This is a genomic window from Promicromonospora iranensis, from assembly GCF_028994775.1.
In the GTDB taxonomy this organism is placed as follows: domain Bacteria; phylum Actinomycetota; class Actinomycetes; order Actinomycetales; family Cellulomonadaceae; genus Promicromonospora; species Promicromonospora iranensis_A.
This window is the reverse complement of the sequence record NZ_JAJQMN010000001.1, coordinates 286343-305138: the sequence shown is the minus strand read 5'-3', so window position 1 is coordinate 305138 and position 18796 is coordinate 286343. Positions and strand designations below refer to the sequence as shown.

The following is an 18796-nucleotide window of genomic DNA, read 5'->3' as shown; positions in this document are numbered from 1 at the left end:
TCAGGCGCCCTCGACGACGTCCCGGAGCTGCGATCGTGCCGTGACGCCCAGGCGGGGAAAGCTGCGGTACAGATGAGAGCCCACGGTGCGCGGGGAGATGAAGAGCCGCTCACCGATCTCGCGGTTGGTGAGACCCCGGGCCGCGAGCCGGATGATCTCCTGCTGCTGCGGCGAGAGGTCGGCGAGAGCGTCGCTGGTCGACGTACCGAGGTCGACGCCCGCGGCCCGCGACTCCGTTCGCGCTCGCTCGATCCATGGCACGGCGCCCAGGCGCCGGAAGGTCTCCAGCGCTTCGGCGAGCGGCGCCCTGGCCTCGGCGATCCGTCGGCGGCGGCGTAGCCACTCCGCGAGGTCGAGCAGCGTCTGCGCCCGTTCGAACGGCCAGTACGTGAGGAACGGGTCGTCGAGGGCGGCTCGGAAGTGCGGTTCCGCGCTCTCGGGGTCGGCCAGCAGGCCACGAGCACGGTGGAGGAGCCCGCGGAGCCGAGGCGAGACGTTCTCGCCCAGGTCCCGCGCCGAGGCCTCCACGATCGCGGACGCCTCCCGTCGATGTTCGCTGCGCACGGCGGCGGCCGCGAGATCAGCGAGGGTCGCGTACGACGCGTGGTAGTGCAAGGGCCTGCCCTCTGCGGTGAAGGCCATCCGCAGCTGCTGGTAGACGGTGTCGTGGTCACCCTCCGCGGCCGCGGCAGCGGCGAGCGCGCGCCGGACGTACACGAACACCGAACGGCTCTCCAGCGGGTCGACGAGGGCGACGGCTCGCGCCGCCTGAGCCCGGGCGCCCAGGACGTCGCCCTGAAGTGCGAGCACCATCGCGTCCACCGCCGTCGCGCACGCCACGGCATGGTGGAGCCCGGCCGCGGTCCCGGTGATGATGATGCGCCCGCTGACCGCTCGCGCCTCGTCCCATCGCCCCCGCTCCAGGTAGGCCCAGGCAGCGGCGCCGCCCAAGCCGTTCGGCAGGGCGGCCTCCGCCTGCCCGGCGTCCAGGGCCAGGTCGAACGTGTCGACCGCCTCCGGCGTCTCGTCCAGCAGCCACGCGGCGATGCCGAGGTACGTCAGCTGCTCCGGTCGGGTGCCCTTCTCGGCGGCGAGCCGCGCCCTCAGCACTCGCAGATCCGTGCGCCGGTCGTCCCACGGATCACAGACGATCCGCACCCACGCCCGCAGCCAGTCCTGACCGTCGTGCTCGGGGATGTTCCGCAGCACGCCGTAGATCGCGTGCCGCTCGGAGTCTCTTCCCGAGTAGAACTGCGCCACGGCGGCGTCCGCGAGGATGTCGAGCGCGCGGTCGGGCTGCGTCGTCGCGAACCGGGCGGCTGCCTGGATCAGCCGGGCGAACGCCGTGGTGTGGCGGGCGGTCAGCACGGTCAGCCGGCTCACCTGGACGGTGGCGGCGGCGATGAGCGAGGCGTCCTCGGTCCGGGTGCGTACCGCCTGCGCCAGGTGCTCCACCCAGGCGAGGTCACCGGTCAGCACGGCGCTCCTGGCCGCCTCGGCGAACAGCCGGCCGCTGTCCAAGGCATGCGGGGTGAGCTCGGCCGCCCGGTGCAGTGCTTTTCCGGCGGACGCAGGCCCCCCGCGCCGGCGTGCCCGCTCGGCGGTCCGCTCCAGCAGCTCGGAGATCGCCGCGTCCTGTCCCGTGCAGGAGGCCGCGAGGTGCCAGGCGCGCCGGTCCGGCTCGTCGTGCAGCAGCTCCGCGAGAGCTCGGTGGGCTGCGCGTCGGTCGTCCGGAGCGGCGGTCTGATAGATCGCGGAGCGGACGAGCGGGTGACGGAACCGCACGCGCCGGTCCGTGCGCAGGATCAGGCCTGCGCGATCCGCGGGCTCCCACGCGTCGTGCGCGGTGCCCGGCGGTGTCGGTGCGGGGACGATCGCCGCGTCGACAGGGTCCATCGCCGCCAGGCACAGCAGTGCTTGCCGGGTGACGTGCGGCAGCCCGATCGCGCCCGCGCTGAACACCCGTGCCAGCTCGTCGGTGAGCGGGAGCGGACCCGCCGAGGTCTGGCCCCCCGCCGAGTCCAGGGCGGCGGCCCTGGACAGCTCGGTGAGCGCGAGCGGGTTGCCGGCCGCCTGCTCGAGGATGTCCGCGCTGAGCCGCGCCGTAGGCCGTACCGGCAGGCCCTCGAGAAGGCGCGACGCCTCGGCGTCGTCGAGGGGTTCGAGGACCGTGACCGGCACGTCGCGCTCGGCGCCCCTGACCGTGTGCCCGGTCTCGGCGGCCAGCAGCAGCGTGACGGCCTCTCCGCCCAGCCGACGTGCCGCGAAGGCGAGCGTGTCGAGCGAGGACTGGTCGCACCGGTGCGCGTCGTCCAGCAGAAGGAGGAGCGGCTGCTGGGCAGCCAGGTCGGACAGCAGGTCGAGCAACGCGTTCCCCGTGGCCATGACGTCCGGGCTCGCCGCGCCGGCGCCCGTACCCGTGGCCGTCCGCAGCACCGACGCCTGCCGTCCGGGCAGCATTTCGATCAGGTCCGTCACGGGACGGAGCAGCTGGTGCAGGGTGGAGAAGGCGAGCGTCCGCTCGGACTCGCTCCCCTGAGCGTGCAGCACCAAGGATCCGCGCGACCCGGCATGGCGAGCCAGGGCGTCCAGCAGGGTGGTCCTGCCCATCCCGGCGTCGCCCACGAGCAGCTGGACGGTGCCCCCGCCGCCGGGCTCCTCGACCGCGCGAAGGAGCCGGGTCACGCCGTCCGCCCTGGCCGACGTCGCGCTCCGTGAGCTCGTGAGCCGGGCGAAGTCCCAGATCTGGAACCGACGGCCGTCCTGCGGCTGCATGGCGTCTCCTGAAATCGCGGGGGCCGCTGATCATCCTACGAGCCCGGTAGTCAGCCCGGCGCCCGGCCGGCCGGCAGGTGCAGTCGACTGACGGATACCGGCGGAGCGGCCCGTCTTCCTAGGGTCGCGAAGCAGGTTTCCGCAGAGACAAGGACACTCATGTCGCAGATCACCCTCGGGGACGTCACCATCACCCGGGTCTGGGAGTACTTCGGCCCCGTCGAGATGACTCCCGAGACGTTCTTCCCGGACAGCTCCAAGGAGGTGTGGGACGGTGCTCCCTGGCTGGCACCGCACTTCGTGGACTCCACGACCAACATCGTGAACTCGGCGATCCAGACCTGGCTGCTGCGCAGCGGGGGCAAGACGATCCTCGTGGACACCGGCGTCGGGAACCACAAGGAGCGTCCGTACTCTCCGGTCTGGAGCCACCTGGAGACGGACTTCCTGGACAACCTCGCTCGCGCCGGCGTCCGGCCCGAGGACGTCGACGTCGTGATCAACACGCATCTCCACGTCGACCACGTCGGCTGGAACACGTACCTGGACGGCCGGAGCTGGCTCCCCACGTTCCCCAACGCCACGTACCTGATGCCGAAGGACGACTTCGACTTCTGGAACCCGGCCAACAACCACCAGCCCGCTCTCGGCCGCGGCAACCAGAACGTGTTCGAGGACAGCGTCGCTCCGGTGCACCAGGCCGGCCAGGTGCTGCTCTGGGAGGACAGCCACCAGATCGACGAGCACCTGCGGCTCGACGCGGCTCCCGGGCACACGCCCGGATCGTCCATCCTCACGCTGACGTCGGGGACCGACCGCGCCGTCTTCGTCGGCGACATGCTGCACAACCCCGTGCAGCTCCTCGAGCCGGACTCCAACAGCTGCTTCTGCGAGGACCCGGCGCTCGCCCGCGCGACGCGGCGCAAGGTGCTCGGCTGGGCAGCGGACAACAACGCGCTGGTCATCCCCGCACACCTCGGCGGCCACGGCGCCGCGGAGGTCTGCCGCGACGGCAGCGCCTTCACGGTGAAGAACTGGGCCCCGTTCTCCCTGTACTCGACCGAGCCGTCCTGACCCCCATGAAGAGGCAGCAGATGAACAGCGACACCCAGCAGATGAACAGCGATACCGACGTCGTCGTCACCACGGACCGTGGAGCCGTTCGCGGCACCCGCGGGGACGCCGCAGCCGTGTTCCTCGGCGTCCCGTACGCCGCCCCGCCCCGCGGTGCGGGGCGGTTCGCACCGCCGGAGCAGCATGCGCCGTGGGACGACGTCCGCGACGCGACCCGGCCCGGCCCCACAGCGCCCCAGGCCGAACGCCGCCTCGGCAGCATCGACATGTCGCCGTACTTCGGCACCGGATGGAGCCAGGGCGACGACTACCTCACCGTCAACGTCTGGGCACCCCCGGGCATGACGGGCGACCTTCCGGTCATGGTGTTCGTCCACGGGGGCGGGTTCGTCGCCGGATCGACCAACGCCGCCATCTATGACGGCTCCGCGTTCGGCCGGGACGACGTCGTGCTGGTGACCGTGAACTATCGGCTCGGTATCGCCGGATTTCTCGACATCCCAGGAGCCCCGGCGAACCGCGGCCTGCTCGACGTCGTCGCGGCGCTGCACTGGGTCCAGCGCAACATCACCGCGTTCGGGGGAGACCCGCGCAACGTCACCCTGTTCGGCCAGTCGGCCGGTGCGACGATCGTCGGCGGAATCCTCGCGCACCGTCCGGCGTCGGGACTCTTCCGTCGAGCGATCGTCCAGAGCGGCAGCGGTCTCGGCGCCTTCACCACCGAGCAGGCTGCCCGGGTCACCCGGGCGGCGGCCGAGGCTCTCGGGATCGCACCCGAGGTCGAACAGTTCGCACAGCTCTCGGACGCACAGCTCGTCGAGGCCGCGTCCCGGCTCGGCGGCATCGACCTGCGGACCGAGACCCACTACGACCCGCTGATCGGGCTGAGCCCGTTCAGCCTGGTCCTCGACGAGCAGCCTGCCGTGTCGGTCGCCGCGGGCGCCTCCGCCGACGTCGACCTGCTCGTCGGGACCACCACGGAAGAGGGGCACCTCTACCTGGTCCCCGTCGACAAGTTCGTCTCGTCGGACGCGGCAGACGTCACGCGTGCCGCGACCTCGTCCCACCCGAACCCGCTCGACCTCGTCGAGACCTACCGTGCGTCCCGGCCCGGTGCGACCTTCGGTGAGCTGCGGTCCGCGATCATGGGTGACGCCCTGTTCGGCGCCGGCACCTGGGCGCTCGCAGAGGCACACGCCTCCCGTGCGTCGTCGACGTTCGCCTACGAGTTCGCGTGGCGTTCGGAAGCGCTCGACGGACAGCTGGGCGCCACGCACGCGGTCGAGCTTCCGTTCGTCTTCGACACGGCCGGCCTGCCGGTCCTGAACGGACCGCAGGCGATGCTCGGCCCGCGGCGCCCCCCGGCCGGGCTCGCGACGCGGATGCACGAGGCCTGGCTGCGGTTCGCCCGCACCGGAGACCCGGGGTGGGCCCGGTACGACGACCGGCGCCGGTCCACCATGCACATCGACACCGAGTGGACCGAGGTCGAGGACCCGCGTGGCGAGGAACGACTGGCCTGGTCCACCGTCCGCCGCCCGTGAGGGGGCGGGAGGTGCCCTTCGCCAAGGTTGACACCTTAACGAAGTTCAGGGAGGCTGGGTGCACCAGCAATTGAACTTAGTTAAGGAGGATCCGATGCGTGCTGCCGCGGCCAAGGAAGACCCGAGGGACAGGAGAGCGTGATGCGGAGACGAGCACTGGTCGTCGGACTGGGGATCGCGGGCATGTCGGCGGCGATCGGGCTGCGGGACGCCGGGTGGGCGCCCGTGATCGTCGAGCGGGCGCCCGAACGGCGGCAGGGCGGGTACTTCGTCGGCCTGCTGCCTGACGGCAGGCAGGCGGCGATCGATCTGGGCATCGCCGAGGACCTGCACACCCGCAACCCCGCCGACGGCGGAAGGGCCTGGGAGCTGGACCGGCGCGGGAACCGCGCGCCGGGGCTGGGCTTCCTGCACCAGCCGGGCCGGCCCGCGGCGGTGGTCCGCGGCGACATCGAGGCCGCGCTCTGGCAGGGCCTCGGCCGACCGGGAGCCGGCGCGCGGATCGACGTGCGGCTCGCTACCACGCCCGTCGAGATCAGCGACGGGGGCGACGGTGTCCGGGTGCTGCTCCGGGACGGCGGGACGGGGGAGGAGTACCGCGAGGAGTACGACCTCGTCGTCGGCGCGGACGGGTTGCGGTCCGACGTGCGCCGCCTGGTCTTCGGTCCGCACGCGCGGTACGTCCGGGACTGGGACGCCATGATCTGCGCCTTCCAGCTTCCGGGCCAGGTGCCGGGCTACGGCGACGAGGACAGCATCATCAGCGCCCGTGCGGGCCGCGCGGCCTGGGTGTTCGGCTTCGCCGACCGGGCGCCCACCGGCCTGCTGACCTACCGCACGGCGGACGTCTCCGAGCAGTTCGCGGGGGACCGGATCGAGCGGCTGCGCTCCGTCTACTCGGGTATGGACGACCCGGTCGTGCGATACCTCCTTACCGAGCTCGAACGAGCGCCCGAGTTCCTGTTCGACTCGGTCCACCAGGTCAGGATGCCGCGGTGGAGCGCGGGCCGGGTCGTGCTGGTGGGTGACGCGGCCTGGTGCCTGAACCTCTACTCGGGTATGGGTGCCACGAGTGCGCTCCGGGGCGGCGCGGAGCTGGGCCAGGCGCTGCGCGACACACCGGACGGCGTCCGCGCCGCGCTGACCGCCTGGGAGTCGGCGCTGCGGCCGTCGATCCTGAGGCATCAGCGCATCGCGCGCCTGAAGCAGCAGATGTTCGTTCCCTCCAGCCGGTGGACGGAGACCGTGCGGTCGTTCGTCCTGCGGCTCGGTGGTGCGGCCCGCAGGCGGCAGCTGGCCAGGGAGCTCAGCGCCGCGCCGGCCGGGATCGGTCGCGCGTCGTAGCCGGGTGTGCTGCGCCGGCCTCGTCCCTGTGCGGGTGTGGCTTCACCCGTGCGGGAGGGGCTCGTCGGCGTCCGCCAGCGCCACCCGGAGGGTGTCGAAGACGGTGTGTGCCGCGGTCACCGCCGCGGACTTGGCGAAGTGCACCTCACGCTTGTCGGGGAAGGAGCGGAAGTAGGAGCGGCGGGTGAGGAGAGCTCGCGGTCGAGGCGGGTGCCACGTTCGTCCTGGACGGCTGACGCCGAGCCGGGGGGCCGCGGGCGCGGCTAGTGTCCGGACGTCGCGGTCAGGTCCGGCCAGCTGCGGGTGTCCGTGATCTGGCGCAAGGACGAGAGCTTCCCGCCTGCCGTCGTCAGGACGTGCGCGAACGGAGCTTCCCAGCCGTCTCCGCGGTAGTGCCCGAGAACGATGAACTCGTCGCCGGCGACCGCGAGTGTTCGGTCCGGCTCGCAGCGAAGTGATACGCCTGGCGGGATCTGAGCCCAGACGTTGGCCACGGCGTCGTCCCGGCTGCGGAACACTCGGTCCACCGGTAGCGGCAGACCCGGGCTCAGGGTCAGGACGAAGTCCTGGGTCAGGGCTTCGCGCAGCGCGCTGATGTTCTCGGAGTCGGCGAGGCAGTCGTAGAAGTGTCGTACGGCGGCCAAGGCCTCGGGTGACGCGATGGCTGGTGCATCGTTCATGGCTCAGACCTCCACTGGTGGGGCGGGAGCGTGTCCCGTCCCCATGCTACATACAAACGTGAATGCATGTAAGCGTCGGGGCGCACGGACGCCAAGCGTGTCACCGGTTCGCGGAGACGATCATGCGGGAGATCGAGGGCGGGTTCGTCACCCCGCCGGTGGCCCGCTCAGCCGGGTGCGGGAACGCCGAGGACGCCCCGCGCCGCCCGTTCCGTGAGCTCGGCGTCGTGGGGTGCGTTGCCGGCCAGCTCGATCCCGACCGATTCCAGGATGGCGAGGAAGGCAGCCGCGGTGAGGCGCGGCGGAGGGCCCGGGGGGATGGAGCCGTTGCGGCGACCGGCGGTGACCAGCTCGGCGCACTCGTTCTCGAGCCGGTCGTAGGTCTCGTTCATCGCGCGTCCGACCGGGTGGTCCTGCCCCGTGAACTCGACCCGCAAAGTCATCATCACCTTGGCGCCGCCGTAGCGACGGCAGTAGAGAGCGTGCTCCTTGGCCATCGTGAGCAGCGAGGCCAGGGGATCCGCCTCGCCCAGGGCCGGCTGGCGCACTTCGGCATCCCAGGTCTCGCCCACCCACTCCACCACGGCGAGCGCCAGGTCTTCCTTGTTGGCGAACAGGTGGTAGAGGGCGCCGCGGGTGTAGCCCGCGTCCTTGGCCACCTGCTCCAGGGCAAGGCTGGCATATCCATAGGTCGACAAGCCGTGCGCCGCGGCAGCCAGCAGGGCGGCTCGGGTCGTGGCGCGCCGGTCGGCTTGCGTGCGGCGCGTGACGGTCCCACTCATGGGGCTCCTCCCAGCGGTCTCGGGCAGTCGGAACAGCATACGTACGTCTGTGCATGTACGTGACGGGGTGCCGACCGCGTCGGACCACACGCTTGATATACAAGCATGCATGTCTGTATGTTTGTTGGACGGCCGGGATCGGCACGGCGGACGCCCTGACGCGGGCGCGGGCGCGCTGTGAGCCGTCGGGGGGGTTTGTCCGATCCGGCGCAGGTGCGACACCGCGAGGAGCCCCGTCGTACGGCTCCACGACTCGAACGGAGAGATCAGATGGTCAAGTGGGCCGGTTGGATCATTGTCCTGGCTGGTGTCGGGCACACGCTCGGCAGCCTGGTCGAAACCGCTCCCGAGCACGTCGGAACGTGGTTCAGCGGGTCCTTGTGGAGCGAGACGGGCTACGCGGGGCTGAGCGACGCCGCCGTCGGGTTCTGGTACTCGGTGTTCAGCTTCGGCCCGCCGCTCCTGCTGATCGGCGTGCTGGTGCTGTGGCTGGATCGCCGGGGCGTGACCCCGCCGTCGTTCATCGCCTGGGCCATCGCGACCTGGACCGTCGTCACCTTCGTGGCCTCCGGGCCATCGCCGTTGCCGATTCTTCTGGTCGCGGCCGGCCTGCTGCTGGTCGGAGCCCATCGCGCCCGACGTCAGGAGCTGGAAGCTGCGGCCGGCCAGGGCCGGGTTTGACATACGAGTCCTCGGCAAATGTACTCGTCGCCATGGATGACGCACACAGTCCCTGCGCCCACCGCCCGAGCCGGATGCGGGAGGTGGGCGTCTGATGGACCAGGACACCTGGGTCAACATCGCGCTCGTGCTGCTGTTCATCCTGATCGGGGGCGTCTTCGCCGGCACGGAGCTCGCCCTGGTCTCGTTGCGTGGCAGTCAGATCAGCCGCCTGGAGGCCAGGGGCGGACGTGGCGCCCGGGTGGCCGCGGTCGCCCGGGACCCCAACCGGTTCCTCGCCGCCGTACAGATCGGCGTGACGGTCGCGGGGTTCTTCTCCGCGGCCTACGGCGCCTCGACGCTGGCCCCCGACTTCGCACCCGTCCTCGCGGGTGCCGGGATGCCCGACGACGTCGCGCAGACCCTCTCGCTGATCGTGCTGACGCTGGTGATCGCCTACCTCTCGCTCGTGCTCGGCGAGCTGGTCCCCAAGCGGTTCGCGCTCCAGCGCTCCCAGAGCGTCGCGCTGGCCGTCGGGCCTCCGCTGGACCGGTTCGCGAGCTTGATGCGCCCGGTGGTGTGGCTGCTGTCGGAGTCCACCAACGCGGTGGTGCGTCTGCTCGGCGGAGACCCGCGGGCCACCTCCGAGGAGATGTCCGAGGAGGAGCTGCGGGACGTCGTGGTGGCCCACGAAGGGCTGCCCGAGGAGGAGCGTCGCATCCTGCGTGACGTCTTCGATGCCGCCGACCGGTCGGTCAGCGAGGTGATGCGCCCCCGCGGCGAGGTGACCTTCGTCGCCGGCGACCTGCCGGTGTCCGAGGTGCTCGAGCTCGTCCAGGCCAGCCCGTACTCGCGCTACCCGGTCACCGGCGCGGACTTCGACGACGTGATCGGTGTCCTGCATGTCCGGGACCTGTTCGGGGTCCCCGGCACCACGCCGGTGCGCGAGCTGACGCGCAGCATGCTCTATCTGCCCACCACCACGCACCTGATCCCCGCGCTGTCACAGATGCGGCGGGAGCGGCGTCACCTGGCCGTGGTGGTCGACGAGTACGGCGGCACCTACGGGATCGTCACGCTCGAGGACCTCGTGGAGGAGATGGTCGGTGACATCCACGACGAGCACGACATGCTCGAGGTCGCGCAACCCCCGTCGCCCGACGGGACCACGTCCGTGGAAGCCGGCATCACCATCGAGGAGTTCGCCGAGAAGACCGGGGTCGAGCTGGCCGACGGTCCGTACGAGACCGTGGCGGGCTATGTCGTCAGCCGCCTGGGTCGGGTCGCCGAGGTCGGGGACACCGTCCATGTCGATGGGCGCGACCTGGTGGTCGCCGCGGTCCAGGGGCGGCGACTGACCCGGCTGGACGTGCTCCGGCGGAGCTGACACTCCACGACGTCCGAGTCCCGGCAAGACTGGTCGCGGGCTCCGCGGACGGCCATAGGCTCACGGCATGATCGAGTCCCGTACGCCGTGGGCCTGGCCTCCGCTGACGTCGGCACAGCGTACGGTCCTGCTCGACGTCCTCGTCAACGGTCCGAGGTCGCGCTCCCAGCTCACCCGCCGTACCGGGCTGTCGCGTGCGACGCTCTCGCGCCTGACCCGCGACCTCACCGCGACCGGCCTGCTCGAGGAGGCCGGTCCGGCTGTGGCCAGCGGGCCAGGTCGACCCTCCGATGTCGTCGCGCTGCGGCCCGACGGCGCGCACTTCGTCGGGATGAAGCTCACGGGTGCGGCCCTGTATGTGGCCGTGACCGATCTGCAGGCCCGGGTGCTCACCACCGAGGAGGTCCCGCTCGGCTCGCGCGAGGTCGATGACGTGGTCGCCACGATGGCAGCGGCGGTCGAGCGTGCCCGCGCGGCGTTTCCGCGGGTGTCGGCGGTGGGTGTGTGCCTGGCCGGCGACGTCCAGGTCGTGGACCGATCCGCCTGGGTGATCGGGTCGGACTTCCTCGGCTGGGACCGGGTTCCGCTGGAGGCGGCCGTGGTGGCCGCCACCGGCCTGCCCACGGCGATCAGCAACGACGTGCAGGCGCTCACCGTCGCCCACTACTGGTTCGGCGCCGGGCGTGGGACCGGGTCGCTGGCCGTGTTCGCGGTCGGTGCCGGTATCGGCGCGGGCCTCGTCGTCGACGGTCGGCTCGTGCGTGGGGCGCACGGCCGCACGGGCAAGGTGAGCCACCTGATCGTGACCGGTGACGGCCCGCGCTGCTACCGGGGCCACGCGGGGTGTGCCTCCGCCTACGTCACCGTCCCGGCGATGCTCGCCAACGCCGGGGGCGCCACCTTCGACGACGTCGTCGGCGCGGCGCGGGCGGGGGAGGCCGCGGCGGACGAGGCGCTGCGGGCCGCCGGCACGGCACTGGGTGTGCTGGTCGCCAACCTCGTCAACCTGGTCGACCCGGACAAGGTGATCGTCACGGGCGAGGCGAGGATCGTCGGTGAGTACGCACGTGCGGAGCTCGACGAGGCGCTGGGCCGGATGCTCGACCCTTCGGCGATCGCCCCGCCTGTCGACGTGCACCCGTTCGCGTTCACGGACTATGCCTGGGGTGCCGCCATCACGGCTGTCCGGCACCTCGTCTGAACGCCGTGTCGGTGGTGTGGGTCAACCGGCGATCCCGAGCAGTCATCCTACCTTTGTGTTGACAGTATGTTGCACAGTGCGACAAACTCCGGACGATGGCCGACGAGGGCCACTCCGACGGAAGGACGATCTTGTGGATGCAAAGGCGCTCTCGAGACACCGTGTGCGGCGGTGGACCGCGCTCCTCACCACCGGGTTCGTTGCCCTCGCAGGCCTCACGGCCTGCAGCTCCGCGGACGGTGGGGAGACGGCCGCAGGCGGCGCGCCGGCTGACGGGCAGGTCGAGATCGACTTCTGGGGCTGGGTGCCGGGCCTGGAGGATCTCGTGGAGACCTGGAACGCGGAGAATCCCGACATTCAGGTGTCCTTTCATCGGATGACTGGAGACGACGGCCAGAAGGTCGAAGCAGCGGTCGACGCCGGTACCGGGCCCGACCTCGTCCAGCTCAGCACGCACGACCTGCCGGACTACGTGATCAACGGACGCGTGCAGGACATCACCGAGTACGTCGCCGAGCACGAGTCCAACTACACGGCGCAGTCCTGGGCGTCGGTGTCGTTCGACGGCCGGGTGTACGGGGTCCCGCAGGGGATCGGGCCGAGCGGGATGATGTACCGCACCGACATCCTGGAGGAGCACGGCATCCCCGTTCCCACGACCTGGGACGAGTACCTCGAGGCGGCACGCGCCCTCCAGGCCGCGGATCCCGACGTCTACATCGCGAACCTGTCGCCGGGGGAGATCGGCCAGTGGGTGCAGGAGGTCCAGCAGGCCGAGGGCAGCTGGTTCGGCATCGACAGCGACGCCTGGACCGTCGGGATCAACGACGAGGCCAGCAAGCTGGTGGCCGAACGGTGGCAGACGCTGCTGGACGAGGACCTCGTGACCACCGAGCTCATGTGGACGCCGGAGTACTGGGCCCGCGTGAACGCCGGTGACATCGCCACCATCAGCTACGCCGCCTGGTTCCCCACCGCGCTGGCCGAGAACGCCGCTGACACGTCGGGCGACTGGCGCGTGGCGGCCATGCCGACGAACGCGGGCTCGGACAACCAGGGCGACTCCGGCGGAGCGGCCGTGGTCGTGCTCGACGGCGCCGAGAGCGCGGCAGCGGCAGCGGAGTTCGCGTCCTGGCTGAACGGGTCGGACGAGACCCAGGAGGCGCTCATCACCGAAGGCGGCCTGTTCCCGTCGACGGTCAACGGGCTGGACTCCCCGGCGCTGGTGGAGGAGCAGGAGTTCTTCGGTGGCCAGGCCATCAACGAGGTGTTCATCGAGTCGGCCGAGAACACCCCTGCGACGTGGACCGAGGGACCCAACTGGGGCACGGCGCAGACCGCGGTGCTGGACGAGTTCGCCGAGGTGGTCGGCGGGTCGCAGACCTTCGCCGAGGCACTGGACAACGCCCAGGCCGCCACCGTGGCCGACCTCGAGGCGCGAGGCCTCACCGTGAACGAGTGAGCTGATGGCCGTACAGACACCGCCGTCCGCCGTCCGCCGCCGTGTGCTCGGCGGCGGACGGTGGATTCCCTACGCGTTCGTCACTCCGTTCGTCCTGGTCTTCCTGACGTTCATGCTGGCGCCGATCGTGATCGCACTCGTCAACGGCCTGTACTCCAGCCAGAGCTCGGGGCTGGGCTTCGGCGGTGCGGAGACGGTGTTCGTCGGCCTGCGCAACTACACGCGCGCTTTCGCCGACGCCGACTTCCTGGTCAGCTTCGGGCGGGTCGCGCTCTACGGGCTGGTCCAGGTGCCCGTGATGATGGTGATCGCCGCGGTGATGGCGCTCCTGTTCGACTCCGCGCTGGTCCGTGCCCGCCGCTTCTTCCAGTTCGCGGTGTTCCTGCCCTACGCGGTGCCCGGTGTCATCGCGGCGCTCCTGTGGGGCTTCTTCTACCAGCCGTCGGTCAGCCCTCTCGTGCAGGGCCTGCGAGCGATCGACATCGACACCGATCTGCTCGCCCCCGGGACCGTGCTGTGGTCCGTGGCCAACGTCAGCATCTGGTCGAACGCCGGGATCAACATGATCATCCTCTTCTCCGCGCTGCAGTCGCTCCCGCGGGACACCTTCGAGGCCGCCCGCCTGGACGGCGCGGGGGAGCTGCGGATCGCACTGAACCTCAAGCTGCCCATGATCGCGCCGGCGGTGCTCCTCACGACCCTGTCGACGGTGATCGGCACGCTGCAGCTCTTCAACGAGCCGCAGGTGCTGCAGTCCATCACCCCCAACATCTCCAGCGACTGGACGCCCAACATGGCCATCTACGCCGTCTCGACGCTCGGACGCGACCCCCATCTCGGCTCGGCCATGGCCGTGATCCTCGGCCTGGTGACGCTCGTGGTGTCCCTGGTGCTCGTCCGGTTCACCAACTCGTCCTCGCGAGGAGGCGCACGATGACCGCGGCGCTGCAGGACAGCCCTCCTGCCGGTACGGCGCCACCGGTGCGGTCGCGCCGGGTCTCCCGGACGGTCGTGTCCGGCGGCGAGCGCGTCAGCCGCGGCTGGATGGTCGCCGCCACCGCCGTCGTGGCCGTCGCCTCGCTGTACTTCCTGGCGCCGGTCCTGTGGCTCGTCATCGCCTCGACCAAGTCCGCGTCGGACCTGTTCAGCACGCCCGGGTTCGCCCTGGCCGACTGGCACCTGTGGGAGAACGTGCGCGACCTGTCGACGTACGACGGCGGGATCTTCTGGCGCTGGGCGCTGAACTCGGTCGTCTACTCGGTGGTCGGATCGGTCCTGACCACGCTGTTGTGCGCGGCGACCGGGTACGCGCTCGCCGTCTACCGGTTTCGTGGTCGTGCGCTGCTCATCGGGATCGTCCTGGGCAGCCTGCTCGTTCCGGGTACGGTCCTCGCCCAGCCGACCTACGTGCTGCTGGTGAACCTCGGCCTCAACAACACGTACTGGGGCCTCCTGCTGCCTGGCCTGTCGTACCCGTTCGGCGTACTGCTGGCCTGGATCTTCGCGCAGAACGCCATCCCGACCGAGCTGCTCGAGGCTGCCCGCCTGGACGGGTCGGGGGAGTTCCGGACCTTTGCCGGCATCGGCCTGCGGCTGATGTCGAGCGGGCTGGTGACGATCCTGCTGTTCGCGTTCCTCGGCAGCTGGAACAACTACCTGCTGCCCCTGCTCGTGCTCACGGATGCCGAGCTCATGCCGCTGACGGTCGGGCTGACGGGGTGGAACCAGGCGTCCATCACGATCCCGAGCCTGCAGATCCTCACCGTGGTGGGATCGCTGGTCTCGGTGGTCCCGATCGCCATCGTGTTCCTGGCTCTTCAGCGCTTCTGGCGCGCCGGCCTGAGCGCGGGCAGCGTGCGTGGATGACGGCGCGATGACGACACTCGAGTACGAAGGTCCGGCGGCGGAGTGGCTGCACGCGTTGCCGCTCGGCAACGGACGACTGGGCGCGATGTGCTGGGGCGGCCCGACGGCACGGTTCGACCTCAACCACGAGGGCGTGTGGTCCGGACCGCCCGACGACGCCGCGGCGTCCGCCGGCGGCACCGACCGGGAAGCGCGGCGACTCCTCGCGCGGGCGCGCGACGCGGCGACGTCGGGGCGCGGGCACGAGGCCACCGAGCCGCTGCAGGCGCTCCAGGCGCCGTACGCCCAGGCATTCCTGCCGCTCGGCACGCTGGAGATCGTGACACCCGACGCCGGCCCGGGCCGCCGCTCGCTCGACCTGCGCACCGGGACCCACACCTGGACCCGCACCGGGACGCACACCGGGAGCCCGGTGGAAGGGCGGGCGCGCACGGTGGTCTCCGCGGTCGACGACGTGCTGCTGCACGTGGTCGACGGCGCGCCGCCGGACCCGGTCGAGGTGCGCCTCGCCTCGCCGCTGCACGAGCTGCACCGGGAGCACGGCCCGGCGGGGATCGAGATCTGGCTCCGCGCGCCCTCCGACGTCGCGCCCGGTCACGAGCCGGACCTTCCCGCCGCGACCTGGGGTCCCGGTGCGGTCGAGGCGTGCGTCGTCGTCGGCTGGCGCCGGCACGGCGACCGATGGGTGCTCGCGCTCGCCGTCGAGACGACGTACGACCGACCGGGCTCCGCGCCGCGTGGTTCGGCCGGGGATCTGACCCCCCGGGCCCGCACCCGGGTCGGGCGGGTGCTCGCCGAGGACCCCGAGGAGGTGCTGCGCCGGCACGAGACGGAGCACACGGGCCTGTACGACCGGTGCGGCGTCCGGGTGGGCGGACAGGACCGGCACGCGCCGGGCGACCAGGCCGACGCCGCCGACCGGGAACCGGCCCGGACGCTCGAGGAGCGACTGGCCGTCGCGCGCGCCGCCCCGGGGCGGGTCCTGGAGACCGACCCCGGACTGGCCGGCGCCCTGCTGAACCACGCCCGCTACCTGCTCATGTCGTCCTCGCGTGGCTGCCGGCTGCCCGCGACCCTGCAGGGCCTGTGGAACCTCGACATGCAACCGCCGTGGAGCTCCAGCTACACGCTCAACATCAACACCGAGATGAACTACTGGCCCGCCGAGGTGCTCGGGCTGCCCGAGACGGTCCAGCCGCTGGAGGACCTGGTGGTGGCGCTCGCGTCCAGCGGCCGGTCCACCGCCCGCCGGCTGGGCGCCGAGGGCTGGGCGGCGCACCACAACAGCGACGCCTGGGCCTTCGCAGCGTCCGTCGGTGCGGGCCGCGGCGACCCGGCGTGGGCGTTCTGGCCGATGGGTGGCCTGTGGCTCGTCCGGCACCTGGTCGAGCGGGTCCGCTTCGGCTCCGTCGACGACGACCACGTGCGCGACGTCGTATGGCCGGTGCTGCGCGACGCCGCGGAGTTCGCGCTCTCGTGGCTCGTGCGCACGCCGGACGGTTCCTGGGGGACCGCGCCGTCTACTTCCCCGGAGAGCACGTTCGTCGACGCGCAGGGCCGCGCCGTCGCCGTGAGCTGGTCGAGCGCCATGGACCGGGCCCTGGTGCGCGACGTGCTGCGCTCCGTCGTCGAGCTCGCGCCGCGGATCGGCGCGGACTCCGCCGATCTCGCCGGCCGTGCCGCCGTCGTGCTCCCGGACCTGCCCGGCGTCCTGGTGGCGACGGACGGCAGAGTCCAGGAGTGGGGTCGGGAGGTGTCCGAGAGCGATCCCCACCACCGGCACGTCAGCCACCTCTTCCCCCTCTTCCCCGGTGACGAGGAGCTGACCGCGACCGAGGAGGCCGCGATGGCCGCGTCCCTGGAGCGCCGTGGCGACGACTCGTCCGGCTGGTCGCTGGCGTGGAAGATCGCGCTCTGGGCCCGCCTGCACCGCCCCGACCGTGTCTCCGACCTGCTCGACCTCGTGTTCCGCGACGCGACCGGGGTGCGCGGGCAGTGGGCGGGCGGCCTCTATCGCAACCTGTTCGCGGCGCACCCGCCGTTCCAGATCGACGGCAACCTGGGGTACGCGGCGGCGCTCGCCGAGTGCCTGCTGCAGAGCCACCGCGGGTACGTCGAGTTTCTCCCGGCGCTGCCGACCGAGCTCGCGTCGGGCTCCGCGCATGGCCTGGTGGCGCGGCCCGGTCTCGTCGTGGACCTCGACTGGGCCGACGGCGACCTCGTGCGGGCCGTGGTGCGGCTCCGTTCCCCGGGGTCCCCGGGGTCCCCGGCGCCGGAGGCGGTCGAGGGCCGGACGGTGGTCCTGCGATGGCAGGGTCGCGAGGTGCGGCGCCGGCTGACCAGCGATCCGGTGGTGGTGGGGCCGGCGGACTTCGCGACTACGTGAGGTCGATGCTGAAGCACCTGCCATCGGCTCACCGACGGAGGGCTCGTAGCCGTCGGTGACCGGCTCAGGTTTGGGGCTGACCGCTTCTCTGACCACCGTGGAGCTCGCCGTCGCTCTCCGGGCGCTTGATCATCGTGGCGAGCCCGATGGTCAGTGCCATGACGCCGGCACCGATCCCGAACGCCAGACCGGCGCCCTCGGCCATGGCCGCCGCGCCGGACGACCCGCCGTCTTCCAGGGATGCTGCCCGGATGGTCATGATCGCGATGAAGAGCGCGGTCCCCGCAGCGCCCGCCACCTGCTGCACCGTGTTGATGGTGGCCGAACCGTGCGAGTACTGGTGCGGCTTGAGCACCCCGAGCGCTGCGCTGAACAGGGGAGTGAACACGGAGGCGAGGCCGACCATGAGCAGGATGTGCGCGCCGAGGACGTAGAAGATCGACGTCGTCGGCGAGATGAACGCGAGCGCCCCGCTCGCCACCGTGACCACCACGGTGGCGGGGATCATGATCGGCCGGGGGCCGAACCGGTCGTACCAGCGGCCGACGACCGGGCCGAGCAGGCCCATCGCGACGCCTCCCGGCAGCATGAGCAGGCCGACGGTCAGCGGCGTCATGCCGAGGGCGTCCTGCAGGACCAGCGGCAGCACGATCATGGTGCCGAACATCGCCATCATCGCGACCGCCATGATGATGACGGCGACGCGGAAGTTCGGCTCGAGGAACGTGCGCAGGTCGAGCAGTGCGGAGTTGGTGCGCTGCCGTGCGATCTGCCTCCAGATGAACAGGCCGAGCACCGCGAGGCCCACACCGAGCGGGATCCACGGGTTGACCGCAGTGGCGTGCTGCGCCGCCTCGCCCAGGCCGGAAAGGCCCCACACGACACCACCGAACGCGACCAGCGCGAGCAGCAGGGACAGCGGGTCGAGGTGGTGCTCGTCCTTGTCGGACACGTCGCGGATCCAGAGGATGCCTGCGACCAGGGCGAGCGCCGAGATCGGCAGCACGACGCCGAACACGCCGCGCCAGCCCAGGGGGTCGAGGACCGCACCCGACAGCGTCGGGCCGAGGGCCGGCGCCAGCGCGATGACCAGCGTCACGTTGCCCATGATGCGGCCGCGCATGTGCGGCGGGACGATCGTCATGATGGTGGTCATGAGCAGCGGCGTCATGATGGCCGTGCCCGTCGCCTGCACCACGCGTCCGGTGACGAGGAGCGCGAAGTCTGGTGCGATCATCGCCAGCGCGGTGCCGGCAGTGAACAGGGCCATCGCCAGCAGGTAGGCACCACGGGTGCCGAGCCGGTTGATGAGGAAGCCCGTGGCCGGGATGACCACGGCCATCGTCAGCATGAACGCGGTGGTGAGCCACTGGCCGGTCGTGGCGGTCACACCGAGGTCGGCCATGATCGGCGGCAGCGCCACGGACATGGTGGTCTCGTTGAGGATCACGGTGAACGCGCTGGCCATGAGCAGCGCGATGGCACGGAAGTGACCCGGGGCGAGCTTGTCGGCGCGCGGAGGCACGGGGGTGTCACTCGATGCGCCGTCGGCTGTGGCTGCTGCGGCCGCTGTGGCCGGTGGATCGCTCAGGTGGTCGGACGTGTCAGTCGTGGTACTCATGGGCTTGCCCTCTC

At 71.5% G+C, this 18796-nt stretch carries 14 protein-coding genes; 10 read left to right on the top strand and 4 right to left on the bottom strand.

The window, feature by feature from the left end; genetic code table 11:
- Window positions 1–2775, bottom strand: coding sequence for a helix-turn-helix transcriptional regulator (locus LUU90_RS01420; RefSeq protein WP_275001441.1), 2775 nt, complete (start codon window positions 2773–2775; stop codon window positions 1–3).
- Window positions 2776–2934: 159 nt separating this feature from the next.
- Between LUU90_RS01420 and LUU90_RS01415 the strand changes: the two genes are divergently transcribed.
- The 3 genes from LUU90_RS01415 (at window position 2935) to LUU90_RS01405 (ending at window position 6737) form a co-directional block, all read left to right on the top strand.
- Entirely contained in the window at window positions 2935–3849 is a 915-nt protein-coding gene (locus LUU90_RS01415) for an MBL fold metallo-hydrolase (RefSeq protein WP_275001439.1), read from the top strand.
- A 20-nt stretch (window positions 3850–3869) separates the two neighbouring features.
- Window positions 3870–5393, top strand: coding sequence for a carboxylesterase/lipase family protein (locus tag LUU90_RS01410; protein WP_275001438.1), 1524 nt, complete (start codon window positions 3870–3872; stop codon window positions 5391–5393).
- A gap of 141 nt (window positions 5394–5534) precedes the next feature.
- Window positions 5535–6737, top strand: a complete 1203-nt coding sequence (locus tag LUU90_RS01405; protein ID WP_275001437.1) for an FAD-dependent monooxygenase — start codon at window positions 5535–5537, stop codon at window positions 6735–6737.
- A 263-nt stretch (window positions 6738–7000) separates the two neighbouring features.
- Here LUU90_RS01405 and LUU90_RS01400 read toward each other — a convergent pair whose 3' ends face one another.
- Both LUU90_RS01400 and LUU90_RS01395 read right to left on the bottom strand, forming a co-directional pair.
- Complete coding sequence (locus LUU90_RS01400; RefSeq protein WP_275001436.1) at window positions 7001–7417, bottom strand: nuclear transport factor 2 family protein; 417 nt, start codon at window positions 7415–7417, stop codon at window positions 7001–7003.
- Between the two features lie 167 nt (window positions 7418–7584).
- Window positions 7585–8199, bottom strand: a complete 615-nt coding sequence (locus LUU90_RS01395) for a TetR/AcrR family transcriptional regulator (protein WP_275001435.1) — start codon at window positions 8197–8199, stop codon at window positions 7585–7587.
- A 270-nt stretch (window positions 8200–8469) separates the two neighbouring features.
- Between LUU90_RS01395 and LUU90_RS01390 the strand changes: the two genes are divergently transcribed.
- From LUU90_RS01390 to LUU90_RS01360, 7 genes are all read left to right on the top strand, one after another.
- Window positions 8470–8880 (top strand): DUF6463 family protein, encoded by a 411-nt coding sequence (locus LUU90_RS01390; RefSeq protein ID WP_275001434.1) that lies wholly within the window; start codon window positions 8470–8472, stop codon window positions 8878–8880.
- Window positions 8881–8974: 94 nt separating this feature from the next.
- Window positions 8975–10246 carry a hemolysin family protein gene (locus LUU90_RS01385; RefSeq protein ID WP_275001433.1) on the top strand — a complete coding sequence of 424 codons (1272 nt, stop codon included), beginning with the start codon at window positions 8975–8977 and terminating at the stop codon, window positions 10244–10246.
- 67 nt (window positions 10247–10313) lie between these two features.
- Window positions 10314–11447, top strand: coding sequence for an ROK family transcriptional regulator (locus LUU90_RS01380; RefSeq protein WP_275001432.1), 1134 nt, complete (start codon window positions 10314–10316; stop codon window positions 11445–11447).
- A gap of 163 nt (window positions 11448–11610) precedes the next feature.
- Window positions 11611–12909, top strand: coding sequence for an ABC transporter substrate-binding protein (locus LUU90_RS01375; protein ID WP_275001431.1), 1299 nt, complete (start codon window positions 11611–11613; stop codon window positions 12907–12909).
- A gap of 4 nt (window positions 12910–12913) precedes the next feature.
- Window positions 12914–13846, top strand: a complete 933-nt coding sequence (locus LUU90_RS01370; RefSeq protein WP_275001430.1) for a carbohydrate ABC transporter permease — start codon at window positions 12914–12916, stop codon at window positions 13844–13846.
- Window positions 13843–14775 (top strand): carbohydrate ABC transporter permease, encoded by a 933-nt coding sequence (locus LUU90_RS01365; protein WP_275001429.1) that lies wholly within the window; start codon window positions 13843–13845, stop codon window positions 14773–14775. Before LUU90_RS01370 ends, LUU90_RS01365 begins: the two co-directional genes overlap by 4 nt.
- A 7-nt stretch (window positions 14776–14782) precedes the next feature.
- Entirely contained in the window at window positions 14783–17161 is a 2379-nt protein-coding gene (locus LUU90_RS01360; protein WP_275001428.1) for a glycosyl hydrolase family 95 catalytic domain-containing protein, read from the top strand.
- 64 nt (window positions 17162–17225) lie between these two features.
- Here LUU90_RS01360 and LUU90_RS01355 read toward each other — a convergent pair whose 3' ends face one another.
- The gene (locus LUU90_RS01355; RefSeq protein WP_275001427.1) at window positions 17226–18782 is read right to left on the bottom strand and encodes an MDR family MFS transporter; all 1557 of its coding nucleotides are present in this window, start codon (window positions 18780–18782) and stop codon (window positions 17226–17228) included.
- Window positions 18783–18796 lie beyond the last annotated feature (14 nt).